Annotated in this window: 15 protein-coding genes and 1 pseudogene; 11 read left to right on the plus strand and 5 right to left on the minus strand. The window is 37.8% G+C overall.

The window, feature by feature from the left end; translation table 11 throughout:
- Nucleotides 1–22: 22 nt before the first annotated feature.
- On the plus strand, nucleotides 23–1,525 hold the full coding sequence (locus ACQKII_RS03515) for a multicopper oxidase family protein (RefSeq protein ID WP_427456374.1): 1,503 nt from the start codon (nucleotides 23–25) through the stop codon (nucleotides 1,523–1,525).
- Between the two features lie 245 nt (nucleotides 1,526–1,770).
- The gene (locus ACQKII_RS03520) at nucleotides 1,771–2,094 is read left to right on the plus strand and encodes a YnfA family protein (protein ID WP_427456376.1); all 324 of its coding nucleotides are present in this window, start codon (nucleotides 1,771–1,773) and stop codon (nucleotides 2,092–2,094) included.
- A gap of 173 nt (nucleotides 2,095–2,267) precedes the next feature.
- On the opposite strand, the gene ACQKII_RS03525 is transcribed toward ACQKII_RS03520, so the two are convergent.
- A complete protein-coding gene (locus tag ACQKII_RS03525; protein ID WP_427456378.1) occupies nucleotides 2,268–3,056 on the minus strand; it encodes a class I SAM-dependent methyltransferase in 789 nt (262 codons plus the stop codon).
- Between the two features lie 107 nt (nucleotides 3,057–3,163).
- Between ACQKII_RS03525 and ACQKII_RS03530 the strand changes: the two genes are divergently transcribed.
- Nucleotides 3,164–3,445: a DUF1871 family protein gene (locus ACQKII_RS03530; RefSeq protein ID WP_427456380.1), complete on the plus strand. Its 282-nt coding sequence runs from the start codon at nucleotides 3,164–3,166 to the stop codon at nucleotides 3,443–3,445.
- Between the two features lie 415 nt (nucleotides 3,446–3,860).
- On the opposite strand, the gene ACQKII_RS03535 is transcribed toward ACQKII_RS03530, so the two are convergent.
- Nucleotides 3,861–4,709, minus strand: coding sequence for a hypothetical protein (locus tag ACQKII_RS03535; RefSeq protein ID WP_427456382.1), 849 nt, complete (start codon nucleotides 4,707–4,709; stop codon nucleotides 3,861–3,863).
- Between the two features lie 193 nt (nucleotides 4,710–4,902).
- Here ACQKII_RS03535 and ACQKII_RS03540 point away from each other — a divergent pair.
- Nucleotides 4,903–5,296 (plus strand): annotated as a pseudogene (locus tag ACQKII_RS03540) (transposase); the annotation flags it as partial.
- A gap of 99 nt (nucleotides 5,297–5,395) precedes the next feature.
- Here ACQKII_RS03540 and nhaC read toward each other — a convergent pair.
- Both nhaC and ACQKII_RS03550 read right to left on the minus strand, forming a co-directional pair.
- Complete coding sequence (nhaC, locus tag ACQKII_RS03545) at nucleotides 5,396–6,778, minus strand: Na+/H+ antiporter NhaC (RefSeq protein WP_427456384.1); 1,383 nt, start codon at nucleotides 6,776–6,778, stop codon at nucleotides 5,396–5,398.
- Nucleotides 6,779–7,438: 660 nt separating this feature from the next.
- Nucleotides 7,439–8,206, minus strand: coding sequence for a sulfite exporter TauE/SafE family protein (locus ACQKII_RS03550; protein ID WP_427456386.1), 768 nt, complete (start codon nucleotides 8,204–8,206; stop codon nucleotides 7,439–7,441).
- A gap of 429 nt (nucleotides 8,207–8,635) precedes the next feature.
- Here ACQKII_RS03550 and ACQKII_RS03555 point away from each other — a divergent pair, with 429 nt between their 5' ends.
- From ACQKII_RS03555 to ACQKII_RS03585, 7 genes are all read left to right on the plus strand, one after another.
- Nucleotides 8,636–9,256: a DUF47 domain-containing protein gene (locus ACQKII_RS03555; protein WP_427456388.1), complete on the plus strand. Its 621-nt coding sequence runs from the start codon at nucleotides 8,636–8,638 to the stop codon at nucleotides 9,254–9,256.
- A 16-nt stretch (nucleotides 9,257–9,272) separates the two neighbouring features.
- Complete coding sequence (locus ACQKII_RS03560; RefSeq protein ID WP_143998542.1) at nucleotides 9,273–10,289, plus strand: inorganic phosphate transporter; 1,017 nt, start codon at nucleotides 9,273–9,275, stop codon at nucleotides 10,287–10,289.
- A gap of 208 nt (nucleotides 10,290–10,497) precedes the next feature.
- A complete protein-coding gene (locus ACQKII_RS03565) occupies nucleotides 10,498–11,196 on the plus strand; it encodes a response regulator transcription factor (RefSeq protein WP_427456390.1) in 699 nt (232 codons plus the stop codon).
- The gene (locus ACQKII_RS03570) at nucleotides 11,193–12,638 is read left to right on the plus strand and encodes a sensor histidine kinase (protein ID WP_427456392.1); all 1,446 of its coding nucleotides are present in this window, start codon (nucleotides 11,193–11,195) and stop codon (nucleotides 12,636–12,638) included. Before ACQKII_RS03565 ends, ACQKII_RS03570 begins: the two co-directional genes overlap by 4 nt.
- A 2-nt stretch (nucleotides 12,639–12,640) precedes the next feature.
- A complete protein-coding gene (locus tag ACQKII_RS03575) occupies nucleotides 12,641–13,714 on the plus strand; it encodes a LolA family protein (protein WP_427456394.1) in 1,074 nt (357 codons plus the stop codon).
- A gap of 382 nt (nucleotides 13,715–14,096) precedes the next feature.
- Nucleotides 14,097–14,261: a hypothetical protein gene (locus ACQKII_RS03580; RefSeq protein WP_427456396.1), complete on the plus strand. Its 165-nt coding sequence runs from the start codon at nucleotides 14,097–14,099 to the stop codon at nucleotides 14,259–14,261.
- Between the two features lie 224 nt (nucleotides 14,262–14,485).
- On the plus strand, nucleotides 14,486–15,934 hold the full coding sequence (locus ACQKII_RS03585; RefSeq protein WP_427456398.1) for a diguanylate cyclase: 1,449 nt from the start codon (nucleotides 14,486–14,488) through the stop codon (nucleotides 15,932–15,934).
- Nucleotides 15,935–15,998: 64 nt separating this feature from the next.
- Here the strand turns inward: ACQKII_RS03585 and purU are convergent, their stop codons facing one another.
- The gene (gene purU, locus ACQKII_RS03590) at nucleotides 15,999–16,907 is read right to left on the minus strand and encodes a formyltetrahydrofolate deformylase (protein ID WP_427456400.1); all 909 of its coding nucleotides are present in this window, start codon (nucleotides 16,905–16,907) and stop codon (nucleotides 15,999–16,001) included.
- Nucleotides 16,908–17,025 lie beyond the last annotated feature (118 nt).

Here is a 17,025-nt window from a genome sequence, read left to right on the forward strand (position 1 = left end):
AATGAGATGGAGGAGGAAAAAAATGAAATTAAAAATATGCATGACAGTATTGATAGTAACGGCTTTACTAATGGGGGGATGTAGTGCGAGTAAGTCAGATTCAGAAACTCGTAACGATCATTCAAATATGTCTCATAAAGGCATGGATATGGACGAAAGTAAAAGTGGTATGGAGAATGGGCATATGAGTCATACGAATCCTTTAGCCTTAAAGGATTCAACAGGAGAGAATGAACTTGCAATTCCATCAGTGTTGGAGCCTGAAAATGCAGAGGACCTTGTTTACACTATAAAAGCTCAAGAAGGAACTACTGAAATCTTCAAAGGATATAAAACGGAAACTTATGGATACAACGGTTCATTTTTAGGACCTGTTATACGGATAAAGCAGGGTCAGACAGTGAAATTTAGGACCATGAATGAGATGAGTAAAACTACGACCTTTCATTGGCATGGGTTAGAGCTACCTGGGGGAGGGGATGGTGGACCACACGAACGAATAGAGCCTGGTAAATCGAGAAACGTCGAGTTCACAGTAAATCAACAAGCATCTACATTATGGTTCCACCCACATCCAGAAGGCGAAACTTCTGAGCAAGTTTATAAAGGCTTAGCGGGATTAATTTACGTGGAAGATGAAAAAACTAACAACCTTGGTCTGCCAAATGATTATGGTGTAAATGACTTTCCATTAGTCTTCCAAGACAGGCAATTTGATGATCAGAAGCAGTTAAATTATCAACTCTTTAGGAATGAAGATGGGACAATTGGCAACACCTTATTAGTGAATGGGACAATCAATCCAAAGCTTACAGTTCGTAAAGAACTTGTACGACTTCGTTTGTTAAACGGATCTAATGCACGTAATTTCACGTTCAAATTGAACACAGGAGAGACATTTCAACAAATTGCTACAGATGGCGGTTTTTTAAATACATCTTTAACAATGAATGAAATAACGTTAACTCCGGGTGAACGTGCTGAGATTCTTGTTGATTTTTCAAAACCAGATACATCAACGGATTTGGCTTTAATAAACGAAGACGGAACGATTTTACTGCCTTTTAAAATGAACAACGAACAAATAAGTAGGAATAATATCCCTGAAATTTTGAATGATTTCACTGTCACAAATGAGGAAAAAAGCCTACCCGTGACGAAAAGATTAGAGCTTTTCGGCATGGGGGCTATGGTAACAATTAATGGTAAACAGTTCGATATGAATAGAATTGATTTTACGCAAAAACAGGGAGAAACAGAAATCTGGGAAATATATAATAAACCTGATATGATGGGCGGCATGACTCATCCTTTCCACATACACGGGACACAATTTAAAATCGTCTCTATCAATGGCAATGAACCACCTAAAAATGAACAAGGCTGGAAGGATACTGTATCGATTGAACCGGATGAAACGATAACATTAGCTGTGAAATTTAATCATAAAGGCATTTATATGTACCATTGTCATCTACTAGAACATGAGGATAACGGCATGATGGGGCAAGTAAAGGTTGAGTAGTTTAGTAGAATGGAGCTACCCAAATGGGGTGTAAGAGCTCCAAATATATACAAAAAAATTTCGCAATACTTCTGTGGCTTGCTCGCGGAAAATGCGCGGAATTTTTTTTGTGTTAAAATCTTATTCCAAGGGCTTTTTAGCAAGTGTCCATTTTTATTGCAATGCCCAAGCTACAACGGTTTTAAAAAGTGCTACAATTTTCTTATCATGTTATACACAAAATTTATATAGAAAGAGTGAAAAAAATGATTTATGCAATCGTCTTATTTATAGTAGCTGGAATTGGAGAAATTGGAGGAGGCTATTTAATTTGGCTGTGGTTAAGAGAAGGTAAGCCATTTTATTGGGGAGTGTTAGGAGGTGTCGCTTTAGCATTATATGGCGTGGTGGCTACATTTCAGTCTTTCCCAACGTTCGGGAGAGTGTATGCGGCCTATGGCGGTGTTTTTATCGTGCTTTCCATTCTATGGGGCTGGGGCATTGATGGGAAAAAGCCAGATGTAATGGATTGGCTTGGAGCAGGGATTTGCCTGGTTGGCGTGATGGTCATACTATTTCCACGTACATAAATTGACGAGGCGTTACTGTCTGAAATCGGATCATTTCGGCAATGAAATCTCACTTTTTTGATACCGTATAAGAATCTACGAGACGCCTGAAAAAAGTATGCCAAGCAAGACCCCGCCGATGTTGAGCGTCGTGGAGGCTTGCGGCTTACTCGCAAATAGTTAAAAGATTGTTGTTATTTAGAAGGACTGATTGAATGCTTCGAATATTGTTTATAGGCTACAAAACGTAATCGACAATAATCAGCAAGCCATTGACCATCATGATAATAGCTCGGCTTTAATAGTTCCTCACATTTAGTATAGACGCGTTCTTTCTCATCATCAGATAAATGTTGTAGCATATTATTGCTAAACATCACTAGCCAATTACGTAAGCCATCTTCCCCTTGAAGCGGCGTTGGACGTTCATACAATGTGATGCCATCGACTGTAAAGCCAGCGTTTTCTAACATTGACTGATATTGCTCAGCTGTTGGAAAATACCACGGAAAGTAATCTTCTATATACGGAAATCTTAAGTCATGCATACTTTGTCGTAGTGCACCTACAATGGATGCGATATTACCATGTCCACCCATTTCGGCAACAAAGCGACCATTTGGTTTTAAGGCCTGGAAAATACGTTGAATCACGCTATCTTGTTGCTTCATCCAGTGCAAGGCAGCATTTGAAAAGATGGCATCAAATTCATTCGTAAAATGCATGGTTGCAGCATCCTGTACGGCGAATGTGATGGTCGGATATTTTTGCTGTGCTGTCGAAATCATTTCCGGTGAGGCATCAATGCCTTGTACAATGGCACCTTGAGCAGCAATTTCCTGTGCTAAATCCCCTGTACCACAGCCAATATCTAAAATTATTTCATCTGGTTGTGGCGCAAGTAAATCAACTAAACTTTCCCCGAATTTTGAAACAAAAGCGTGTTTTTGATCATATAAATCGGCATTCCATGAGGTTGTCATAATTGCTTCATCTCCTTTGTCTGAGCATAACAAAGAGCATAAGATAACGAAAATGCTGAAAAAGTTAAATTTTGATTCCGAATTGGAATATAGGGTGAGAGCCGCAAATGCAGAAAAATAGTCACGGACAAACGTACAATGAAAAATATAACATTGTGAAAGAAATCATCGATAGCTGGGATCCTATGTGTTTACGCCATCATGCGCCTGAGGGTGAATATGAACCTGAAATTGTAAGTATTGTTTCTGCGCTCGATAAATCCAAATCCAACGAAACACTAGCGGGATATATTGAAAAGATATTTTTTGAAATGTTTGAAAGTACAATCCTGAAAAAGAAATGTATGGAAATCGCTAGGGAAATACGGGATAGACAAAAAAATAGGTAGCTGAAGTATTCTTCAGCTACCACAGACTGTAAACAAACTCAAAAAATTGAGTTTGTTTACAGAATTTTTTCTTTTAAAATAGAAGGATCTATATGAACCCGTTGATTTCCGCTACGGCGGACGCCTTTCGCCGGTTTTCTTATTAAAATGTGTTTCATGAACTTTTGGCTCGCATGCCTATACATGAATAATTTTTATACACTGAAAAAATGTGTTGTTTTAATTAATCATCACCTTTTTTCGAAAGTAGTAACCTAACTCAATGAACAACCATGATACCATCCTGTTTTTACATTAACTGTATCGAAGTATTGTTCTTCTCCGTTTTCTTCGATTATATAAACTCCATCATATCCTTGATAATCTCCACTTGCGTATTGTTTTGTGTTGGAGTAAGTTCCCCCTTTTGATCAACCTAATTATTAGAATTTTTCGTTAACTTTTCAATCGAGATTCTATATTCATTGTAAATGTCATCGGTTGTTATATCTAAAATAAGGTTAAACAAGTCTTTTGCTAATTTTGGGTTGTTATCATTTAATTGCAAACCTACATTGTAGAATAAGAGCAGATAATTGTAGTTGGTATGTTCGGGTTTTTCTGTGATTTCATTTACCATATGACTAACATTAATATTATATTTGGTATTCAAAAATTCTTCTATGTCAGAGTCAGAAGGAATGGGGTAACCGACGTTTTCAAAAAACGAAAGATTAGAATAATGAGCATCCAGTGAAAATGGCATAATATCTTTATAATATTCGCTATAATCTTTATCAACTTTAAATTTCTGTACTATATTTGTAAATGTTGCTTCTTGTTCTACTATAGATTTATCAAAAATGTCGTTAATTAAATCTATATGACGACTTATAGTTGCTTTATCATCTGCATCATATAATGAACTATTAGGGTCTGTTCCTGAAATAATAATATCCGATAAATCAAAAGCCCCTCGGAATTGGCTAACTTGCATTGAACCTTTTAGAATCTGAGTTGGGAATAAATATTCACTATCTGGATAATCGGATAAAACTAAATCTAAATATGTATTTGCTAATTCCCAATTTTTGTTATTAATAGCTATGATTGCTTTTGTGTATGGTTCGGGAATTTCTTGTTTTATTTGTTCAGCAGTATTTTCTTCTGTAACTTCCTTTATATTTTTTTCAACAGCTTTTTCCCCATTCGTGCTATCACTACAACCAGCTAATAATATGGTAATGAATAGGGCGGTAATAGTTAGAAACTTATAATTTTTCATTAAGGCGTCCTCCTTTAATTTGGATTTGTTTAATTTTACTATTTATTCTGAGGAAGTTAAACCAAATTATACATATAGCGTTAGGTCTTACCTTAAAAGTTATCATTTGTGATGGTCTTTTTTATATAAAAGGTTGTTTTTCATAGCGTTTTTAAATAATGAACGTCATCAATTAGAAATGCTGACAATTGACCAACATGCAACGACAACGAAAGAGGGCTATCGTCAATACAAATCCGATCCAAAAATCTGTAACAATTGTCCATTACTTGTGGAATGTACGCAAAGTCGCGACATATCTGGAAGATTGTGTAGAAGAAGCCGAACATCTTTGTCATATCTATACGATTTGACAAATCTATGCACGTCGAAAAGAATCGATTGAACGGGTCTTTGCCGATGCAAAAGAAAAACATGGTATGCGTTGGACAACCTTACGAGGTCTCAAAAAATTGTCCATGCAAGCGATGCTTACTTTTGCTGCCATGAATTTGAAGAAGCTAGCTAATTGGACATGGCGAGAAACACATACAGTGTATGTAGTGCTCGTAAGGGCCATCGACTTTACAAACGTATACGCCATCTGAATGACACTTACATAAAAAATCAAAAGGTTTCGGGAATACTGGGCATTCCCGAAACCTTTTGTCTTCAATCTGAGCTGAAGTATTCTTCAGCTACCACTGTTATTTTTCAAGTTTTGTTAATGTTTTGCCACTCCAGCCGAATGCCACTGTTAGGATCGGTCCGAGTAAACAGAAGAAGGCGAAAGGTAAGTAGGTTGTTGTTGGGATATCTAGCACACTGGCGATGAAAATCCCGCACACACTCCAAGGTACAAGCGGATTGACGACGGTACCAGCATCCTCCATCACCCGCGAGAGGTTCTTTGGCGCAAGGCCAACCTTCGCAAATTGTGCTTTAAATGCCTCACCAGTAAGTAAAATAGATAAGTACTGTTCACCAATTAATGTATTGACTCCTATTCCCGTAAGTGCAGCACCTGTAATGACTGAGCCTGCACTTTTAAATAAGCTTTCGACTTTTCCTAAAATACTTTGAATAATGCCGAGTGTAAACAATAAACCACCCATTGTTAAGGCGAGTAACACTAAAGCAATCGTAAATAACATACTGTTCATACCACCACGAGTAAGCAATGCATCTACTTCCGTATTACCTGTTTCAGCTACATAACCTTCAAAAAGTATTTGGAAGACATTTGAAAGGGCAAGTGGTTCTTGTATGTAGGCAAGTCCAACACCGACAATCGAAACGACGGCAAGCGTAATGAGCGCAGGCGCTTTATAAAACGTCATTATAACAAGAACTGCGATTGGCAATAATGTATACCAATGAATAAGTCCTGTCGAAAGCAATCCTTCTTTAAAGTGATCAACCCTTTCAAAGGAAGTATCGGCACCAGATGGCGATAAAATGGCGTACAGTACGAATGAAATAATGAAGGCAGGAATCGTCGTCCAGCCCATATTTTTAATATGCTCGAAAAGGTCTACACCAACCGTACCTGATGCTAAATTTGTTGTATCAGAAAGGGGAGACATTTTATCACCGAAAAACGCACCAGAAACAATTGCTCCAGCTGTTATCGCCAGTGAAATATCCATTGCACCTGCAATCCCCATAAAGGCAACGCCCACTGTTGCGACTGTTGTTAACGAGCTACCAACGGAAATTCCGACGATGCTACAAATAAAAAAAACAATGGCAAAGAAAAAACTAGGTGAAACAGTTAGAAAGCCGTAGTATATGAGCGTTGGAATTGTACCGCTCATGATCCAACTTGAAATTAATATGCCAATGAAGAAGAAAATAAAAACAGCGCCTAGTCCGGCACTTGCACCAGCTATCATCCCAGATTCGAGCTCTCGAAATGGAACTTTTTTTATTAGTCCATAAGCAATCAATATTGAAATCACAAGGACAATTGGAATATGAGGTGTTGCTTGAAGAATTCCAATGCTAATAGACATAGTAGCGATAATTAATAGTATAATGAAGCCTGCCTCCGAAAATCGAGGGTTACTTTTTGCTTCAATTCGAAACATGTTAATCCTCCTAATAATTACTTCTGCGCTTCAATGCGGTGAAGCCCAAAAGTATTATAGCACGCTAATAAATATTGTCAATTGATTGAAAATTCTGTCAAAAGTGAAACTTCAATCAGTGGAGGTTTTCTTCATCCCCCACAATAAATAGAGGAACACAAGCTAAAACCTTCACATCCTGTGAAAAAGCTTGTGTGACCAACATCCTGTCGCTGCCGCTTCGCTTTCGCACATAAAACATCTGTCGCTGCCGCTTCGCTTTCGCACATAAAACATCCTGTTGCCCCGAACCAATCGGGCTTTTACGGTCAGTTGATCGCCACCTAGTTGACTCGTTGTCATCTTTCAACTTGAGTTGGGCGTCTTGTACCTGACGCTCCGCTCTCGGAACAGATAAATTACTGACCGTTAATGCGGGATAAAGTGAAACTTCAATCAGTGGAGGTTTTCTTCATCCCCCACTGATTGTTAGTTGAACCAATCGGGCTTTTACGGTCAGTTGATCGCCACCTAGTTGACTCGTTGTCATCTTTCAACTTGAGTTGGACGTCTTGTACCTGACGCTTCGCTCTCGGCACAGATAAATTACTGACCGTTAATGCGGGAAAAATAAATCGGTAGCGAATCCATTTCTCGCTACCGATTTGTCATACATAATGATTAATTTGGACCGAAATAATGCCAAGCATTCTTCACGATTAAAGTACATGTCATAACGATGAAAATAATGCGCATTATTTTAGTATCGCGTTTTAACGCAAATTTTGACCCTAAAATAGCACCAAAAATCATCACGAAGCCCATTGGTAAGCCATATATAAAATTGACCTCACCTAATGCTAAAAACATGGCAAGAGCGGCTAAATTAGATGTGAAATTAAAAGCTTTAGCATTTCCTGCAGCTTGCAAGAAATCATTTCCCATCATTAATAGGAGGAAGATGAAAAATGAGCCTGTGCCTGGGCCAAAAAAGCCATCATAAAAGCCAACTACAGCAAAGGCCACAACAAAGGCGATTTTCTTCGATGTAGTCAAAAGCTTTTGCTCAGCATGATGTCCCCAATCTTTTTTTAAAACTGTATAAGTAGCTACGAGGACGAGCATAACAAGCATGAGTGGCTTTAAGATAGCTGGTGAGACAAGATGTACCGTATACGCACCAATCAAAGAGCCGATAAAAATAAACGGCAGAACTTTTCCGATTTTTTTAAAATCAACTTTGCCAGCTCGTAAAAAGGTAAGCATGCTTGTACCATTGCTAATTGTATTCGCTAGTTTGTTTGTGGCAATCGCCGTGCTCGGTGGTAAACCAACTGCCATTAATGCGGGCAATGAAATAAGACCACCTCCACCGACAATTGCATTCAAAAAGGACGCAATAAATCCAAACAATAATAGTGTACCAAGAGACAGTAAATTGATGTCCATATGTATCGACGCACATCCCTTTTTTTAGGTAAAGGTTAATTACCTCATGATAGAAAAATATCATCTTTCTATTAAGCGTACTGTGATTTTTAAAAAATAACAATGGATCTTCGACAGTTTTCGCTAAAAAAAGACGTTTACAATTCCTTAACATTTCGTGCAATCCCAAAATAATAAGAAAAAAATTATTTCAAGTATTTTTATAAAAATAAAAGAAAAAACGGTGATATTTAAAGCAAAAACAGTGTTTTTGTTAGAGAATTTAACACTTTTTAAAAAGGAGAAAGTACTTGGAATGTAAATGTGGCAATTTTTATATTACATTTTTGTAAATTCAATTCTTTTATGTTTAAAGTTCTGTAGAATTGTGTAAAGGTTTTGTTATGATGATGCAGAAATCGACAATCTATATTTAACAGGAGGAACTTCATGTTCAACTCAAATAAGCAAGATCCATTTTTTCAAGCGTTATTAAAAATCTCTAAAAATGTGAATGAAGGAATCTACTTTGCACATAATGCACGCATTCAAGATATAGATGCCTTAAAAGAAATTGCCGATACGATGAAACAATATGAAACAAGTGGAGATAAACTAATCCATGAGCTCATCGTTATGCTAAATAAATCATTTATGACGCCGATTGAACGTGAAGATATTTTAGCGTTAGCCAATAAATTGGATGACGTCATTGATGGTATGGAAGGCTGTATCGCTCACTTTAATATGTATAACTTAACTGAAGTAACAGAGCCAATGCGTCAGTTCTTAACATATATTGCGAAAAGTACTGATGAAATGGTACAAGCAATGGAATTATTAAACAGTAAAAAACTTGTGGAAATGCGTAAACACGCTATTCAAATTAAAGATTATGAGCGTGAATGTGATGAAATTTTCCGTTCTTCTATGAAGCAATTATTTATCCAAGAAAAAGATCCATTGCGCATCATCGTGTTCAAAGATATTTACGAACAATTTGAAGATATTGCAGACTGCTGCCAAACAGTAGCAAATACAATTGAAACAATAATTATGCGTAATGCATAAGATGGAGTGTTACTAAATGGATACGATATTACTGATAACAATATTAGTCGTTATTTTTGCGCTTATTTTTGACTTTATTAACGGCTTCCATGATACAGCCAACGCCATTGCAACCTCTGTATCCACACGTGCGCTAAAGCCACGTACGGCTGTCTATATGGCTGCTGTTATGAACTTCGTTGGGGCGATTACGTTCGTTGGTGTTGCAAAAGCTTTAACGAAGGACATTGTCGACCCGTTTACTTTAAATGCCTATGACGGGGATATTACAGGATCAGTCGTTATTTTGGCGGCTTTACTGTCCGCTATAACATGGAACTTATTAACGTGGTACTTTGGGATACCATCAAGTTCTTCTCATACATTAATCGGTTCAGTGGCAGGTGCAGCGATTGCGGCGGCAGGCTTTAGTATATTAAATTACACAGGCTTCATAAAAATTTTGCAAGCGCTTATTTTCTCACCATTACTTGCGTTTGCTGGTGGTTTCTTAATGATGTCACTGTTTAAAGTGTTATTCAAAGATATGAATTTATACCGTACAAATAAGGGTTTCCGCACAATGCAAATCGGGACAGCGGCTTTGCAATCCTTTACACATGGTACGAACGATGCGCAAAAAGCGATGGGGATTATTACACTAGCATTAATCGCAGGTGGCTTGCACCAAGGTGATGACATTCCGTTTTGGGTACGTTTTGCAGCGGCTACTGCGATGGGTCTTGGTACATCAGTGGGTGGTTACAAAATCATCAAAACCGTTGGTGGCAAGATTATGAAAATTCGTCCGGTGAATGGTGTGGCGGCGGACTTAGCATCTGCTTCAATTATCTTCGGGGCAACGTTAATCCATTTACCTGTATCAACAACACATGTAATTTCTTCTTCTATTATGGGTGTAGGTACTGCACATCGTGTGAAAGGTGTTAAATGGGGCATGGCACGTAAAATTGTGACGACTTGGGTCATCACAATGCCAATCTCAGCAGTAATGGCTGCCTCGATTTACTTTGTATTAAGCTTGTTTTTCTAATATATAATGAAGGAATGCACAATTTGCGTGCATTCTTTTTTTGTTTGAGAAAATGGTTAAGCGGCGGATAGAGCCATCAAAGAAATAGTGGAAGAATGAATTTGCACTTGTTCATACAAGAAAGTCCATCTATGGTAATTATAAAGAAAGTGTAAAGTTCGGAAAAAAACCATGTTCACATAGTAAGGTGAGTACAGGAGGAAAACAGATGAGTGAAAAGCTATTACTGATTGAGGATGATACCGCAATTGGCCGTATTGTGAAGGATACGTTGGAACATGAGGGCTATTTGGTCACTTGGGCGACAACAGGTCTTGAGGGGCTAGCTGATTTTAAAACAGATACCTTTGACTTAGTATTGGTGGACTGGATGCTACCCGAGATGGATGGTCTGACCGTTTGCCAAAATATTCGCTGGGACAGTGATGTGCCAATTATCATGATGAGCGCCCGAAAGGAAGAGGCCGATAAGGTCGAGGGCTTGCAAGGCGCTGATGATTATATAGCGAAACCATTTAGTTTAGAGGAGTTAAAGGCGCGTGTTGCCTCCCACTTACGTCGCTGGCAACGTTATAACAAAAAAGAGGTAACGGAAGATGTAACTTCATTTGAATATGGCTTGATGATTGACTGGCAAAAGGAAACTGCGAGCCTTGATGATACAGAGCTGGCCTTAACACAAAAGGAATTTGCACTCTTAAAACTGCTTGCGAAAAATCCAAGCCAAACATTTTCTAAAGAAGAGCTATATCAGCATATTTGGCAGCAGGCAAGTGTAGATGAAACACATACAGTAACTGTACATATTAAGGCGCTACGAGAAAAGCTAAAAGACCCAGTTAAAACGCCACATTTTGTTCAAACGGTATGGGGCAAGGGCTACCGCTTTGTTGGTGAACCGTTATGAAAATTAAAACGTGGCTGTTCATCATGTTCTTCATCGTCATGATTGTGCCGATTGGCGGGGCATACGGCTTATACGTGTGGATTAATGCTTATTATCACGATAAAAATGTCGGTGAATACATCGAAAAGTGGACTGAACTCAATCAAGTAAAGTCTGTACTCGATGATCCAACGCTGTACGATAAAAAAGCAGATTTGCAGGAGGTTAAAGCTCTTGTTAATGACCAACTTGCCATTACGCTATACTCAAAATCTGGTTTTGTTAATTATTCCTCTAATCCATTGACTTCAGGATTTATATCAAAAGATACTTTTTTGAAGGACTTATTCGAATTACAGCAAAAATACAACGCCTTTACGTATAAAGAACCTGTTTATCACAAAGGTGACTTAGTAGGGATTTATGAAATTCAATTAGTAAGAACGGACTGGGTACAAGGAGTGGAAAGACGCTCATGGCTTGTAATAGCTAGCACTATTTCACTTTTTCTTGCAATCTATACAGCTGTTATTGTGCTGCTTAACCGTAAATTAAATCGACCTTTGCGGGAGCTAATGCAACAAATGCGTACCTTTGCAAAAGGAGAACATGTGGAAACTGCATTAAGCTTTAGAAAAGATGAAATTGGTGAACTTGCTAACACATTTCTTGCCATGCAAAATGAAATCGAGCTAGCACGTATTCATTTAAAAGATGAACAACAGCAAAAGGAACTAATGATTGCGAGTATTTCACATGATTTGAAAACACCGCTTACATCTATACAGGCATACGCTGAGTCTTTGCAAAACAAGGCATTGACTGAAGAACAGCAAGGCGAATATCAAGAGGTCATTTTATCTAAGGCTGAAACGATGAAGCATATGCTAGAGGATTTACTCATGTATACATTATTACAATCGACAAGCTATGATTTAGAACTTGTTGAGGTCGATGGGGCAGAGTTTTTTGAAATGGCGCTGTCAGATTATGAAACACTTTGTAAGGATAAAGGCTTTACGCTTGACGTTATATGTGAGGTAGATGGCATATTTGCCGTCCATCCGAAGCAATTACAGCGTGTGTTAGACAATTTAATGAGCAATGCTTGGCGCTATGGTGAAATAGGTAGCACAATTGGTTTGGCTTCTGTAAATGCTGGAATATATCCTGCATGGTGCTTTGATTTTGTAAAACCTGCTCTTACTAAGCAAGAGGGCATGTATATAATTGTGCAAAATTGCGGGCAAGGTGTGAACGAAGAAGATTTAAAAAAATTATTCGAACCGATGTACCAAGTAGATAATGCTCGTACTAAAGTGGGGCAACGTGGTACTGGTCTGGGCTTAAATATTGCAAAACAAATAATAGAAAAACATGGTGGGACTGTAGAGCTGGTATCGCAAGAAGGTTATGGAACAGCGGTACTGTGCTGGTTACCACGATCTAAGGGAGAGAATTGATAATGAATTGGAAAAAATCATTACGTATGGCGGGGTTAGTTACTGCACTGACATTAAGCTTGGTTGGCTGTAATACGCAAGGATCCTATTCACCCCAGGAGATTATCGATCAAGCATTACAGGAAACAACAGAAACAACTACGTATTACGGGGAATATACAATGGATATGGGCGAGCTTGGTGGGAAAGCACAAGTGAAAGAATGGGCCAAGGAAGGTAAACGACGTATTGAGATGACAAGTGAAAATGGCGAGCATTTTATTTCAGTTAATAATGGCTCACAGCTAATTACGTATGATGTAGTAGGGAATACTGTTCATAAAATGAATTATTCTGAGGGTGCATTCGATGGGCTTCAATCACCAAGGGATCAGGCAGAAATCTTGTTCAAAATGATGAAGGATACACATGATATTACGGTTGCAGGTGAAGAAAAAATCGCAGGAAGAGATACGTATCGCATTGTAGCAAAGTCTAAAAAAGCAGATACATTACTTGGAGATATGGAAGTATGGATTGATAAAAAAACGTGGCTGACGTTAAAAACAACCACTAACAACGCTGGAAACAAAATGACAACCGAGTATTCAAAATTGGATGTCGACACAAAAATTGATGATGCACAATTTACATTAGACATCCCGGATGGTGCAACAGTGGAGGAAATGAGCGAGGAAGACTATGCTTCGGAGACGGTAACATTGGATGTTGCGAAAGCGCAGCTTGGTGAATTTTTAATGGTACCAGAAGCGGATGGGTTAACATTGCAGACAATTTCGTTGGATAAAGGATTTGAGGAGCGCCCTGAGTTTACATTTGAATATGTAAAGGAAGAGGTACAGCAATTTTCAGTTTCAGTTTTTAAAGTGGACGCAAAACATGCAGAAATCGGTAATATTCAAGGTGAAAAAGAAATCGAAGTGCGCGGGCAAAAAGGGACAGTCATGGAGGACGAGAAATTCCGTTATGTTGGCTGGCAGGAAAATGGCTATCAATATGGAATTATCATTGAAAATCCTGAGCTAACTATTGATGATATTTTAACATCTGCACAACAAATGACGATTGTTCAGTGAGGTGAGCCATATGCGAAAAGACGAATTTATAAAGTGTCTTGTATTGTTTTTATTTAGCACAGGTTTTTTATATGGGGTGGGCGAAACATACAACATTGCTTGGTTGCAATTCCGATTTTTAGGAGAATTCAATGAGGACGGCTTTTATTTCAGCTTCAGCTCACTAATTCCGCTGCTGGGTGGCCTGCTCATTGTTGCACTATACGAGAAGATGTTTAAACGATTTATATAACCAAGAGAAAATCCACTCAACAAAGAGTGGATTTTTTGGCTCACAGCATTTCTCATTATCTATCAAATGCTATAATATGTAAAAAAATGATAGAGTAAGGGATGATAGATGTCATTATAGATACAGAATATTTTACGTTGCATTCCTTATATGACGGAGTGCATGCAGCTTATCGCAAAACCGGGGCAAGGTGCTTGGAGTAATGCGGGCATTGTGGATTTAGGTGACGAATTACTTGTTTTTGGTAGAACGGCACGAATCGCCGATAAAACAAACAAAATCGCCGGTAGAACTAACAATGAGTGTATGGAATAGTTATTTCCAGCTCTTAATCAGAAAAGATTGAAAGAATTAAAAGCATTATTAAATATTGATAAATCATCACAAGCCTCTGTCACAGAGGCTTGTTTTTTCAATTCACATCGGCATTTTAGGTTAAATTACTCACCTGTTGTTTATTAAATGAGTATAAAGAATTGTAATATTTTGAGAGGAAAGGTAGTATTAAAGAAATAAGGTATATTAAAAGGAGGTGCGGTATGGACACACAAGAATTTGAAGAATTATTGATTACACTAGATGAATTATATAGTGCAAATCGCTATTTAGAATATATAGAATTAAGTAGTGCCGCAATAGATAGTGCTTATACGTTGGCATTGTATGATAAAGCAATGCATCTGTTACGATATCGTTGTATGAGCTATTTTCAAGTGGGGGATTTACAAATATCCATCAATTTACTTGAGCAATACCGCGAGCTTACCTTTTTGTATGGTAATGATATCGACGTCATTCAATATTATTCACTTGCCTCCATCTACTGGGGTACATTTGGCCACCTGAAAAAATCAGAAGAGTTTATGATGAAGGGGCTCAAAATTGCGGAGCGTATCCAACATGTGGAAAGCATGGGCAAAATTTATAATAATTTGAGTGGTTTAGAGATTGAGCTAGGAAAATATGATAAGGCAAAGGAACTTGCCATAAAGAGTCTCTATTATGCCAACGAATATGAAACGAAACATGTGCAACCCTATAAAGGTATTATACATTCTAAGACAAATTTAGCCATAGCTCATATTTGGTTGGAAGAATTTAATGAAGCACAGGAACTATTAAAAAATTTACTAGAGACGATACATACACCGCCTTATAGTAAAGTACAATTAGAAGTATTTAATGCCTATGCCTTACTTTGTGAAAAACAGGGACATGTTAGCGAAGCGATTGATATGTATCAAAAATCGAAACATTTTGCCATGCAAAATAATGATTTAGCTTTGCTTCAAGTCATTTATAATTCTTTAGTAAAGCTAATTGAAGATCAAGGAAATAAAATTATATTGTGCGCTATTCAAAAGGAATATATAAACATTTTATTGGAAATACAGAGGGAGAATTACACGCAGGTGTTATTTGAAATGGAGTATAATGCGCAGAAAAAACAATTTGAAAGAAATTCGTATATTGATCCACTAACAAATATTTATAATCGTCGCTATTTTGATGAGCATGCGGAGAAGATGGTGGAAAATGCAGCTAGGGAAAATCATCAACTGGCTTTAATGATGGTTGATTTAGACCATTTTAAATCCATTAATGATTCAAATGGTCATTTATTTGGGGATGATGCACTGACAATAACAGCCACTACACTGCACAATTATTTTCAACCATATGAATCCATAGTTGCACGCTTTGGGGGGGATGAGTTTATTATTCTCACCCATTTAAAAGAAGGTGAGTCTGTTCAAGCCATAGCACAAAACTTATATGATACATTAACTTCATTATCATTGACGATAAACGATGAAGTTGTGCATTTAGAATTTAGTATAGGGGTTAGTACGAATGAGTACGGGCAGTTCGATCAAGTTGAACCATTAATACAGCATGCGGACAGTGCGCTCTACACATCAAAACGCAATGGTCGTAATCAAATTACACTCTATAACCAATATAGCGATGTTGGGAATGGTAAATAATAGGTATGGAAAAGGGGCCATGGAAGCCCCTCTTTTTGCGTTTCGAAAATTACAATCAAAACGATTAATGGAAAACGATGGTCTTGTTGCCCTCTACGATAATACGGTTTTCTAAGTGCCATTTTACGGCTTTAGTCAGCACGCGACGTTCGATTTGACGGCCAATTTTTTTTAAATCCGTTATCGTATCACGATGGTCCACACGTTCTACATCTTGCTCAATAATCGGTCCTTCATCTAAATCATTAGTTACGTAATGTGAAGTAGCACCAATCAGTTTGACACCTCTCGTATGTGCACGCTCGTATGGATTTGCACCGATGAACGCGGGTAAGAAGGAATGATGTATATTGATGATACAATTTTTGAAATGATTCACAAAATCAGGCGTTAATATTTGCATATAACGTGCTAGAATCAGTAGGTCAACTTCATATGCTTCCATTAAGCGAATTTGTGCTTGCTCCACTTGTAGACGAATCTCTTTATTCGCAGGGATATAATGGAACGGGAGATTGAATGACTCAACAATCGCGCGTGCGTCCTCATGATTGCTAATAACAACGGCAATATCCGTATCTAAATCACCATTTTGCCATTCCCATAATAACTCTTGCAAACAGTGTAGCTCTTTTGATACGAAAATTGCTGTACGTTCCCGTTTATTTAAATAACAGAATTTCGCTTCCATGCCATAGTCATTCGCTATATATGTAAATTCTTCTTCCATTTTCGTTGATTTTTCCTGCAGATTGTCGCAATGGAATTCGATTCGGATAAAGAACGTACCATCCTCAGGATCACTTGAATATTGGCTCGATTCGATAATATTTGCATGGTAATTAAATAAAAATGAAGATAATACAGCTACGATTCCTGGTTGGTCAGGGCATTTGACTAATAAACGTGCACGATTTTCAACGTGCATGTCCGGCTCCCTCGATATAGCCTTTAATTGGTGTTTCACGGTCATTTTTTGACAACTCCTCGTACAAAATTCGTCACTTTTTCACTTTATCAGAATAAAGCTTTATTTTCAAAAAGATTCACGAAAAATAATTTGATGAAAAATGAATCGAAATTCGATTTGC

It is taken from the genome of Lysinibacillus sp. NPDC048646, assembly GCF_050272295.1.
In the GTDB taxonomy this organism is placed as follows: Bacteria; Bacillota; Bacilli; order Bacillales_A; family Planococcaceae; genus Lysinibacillus.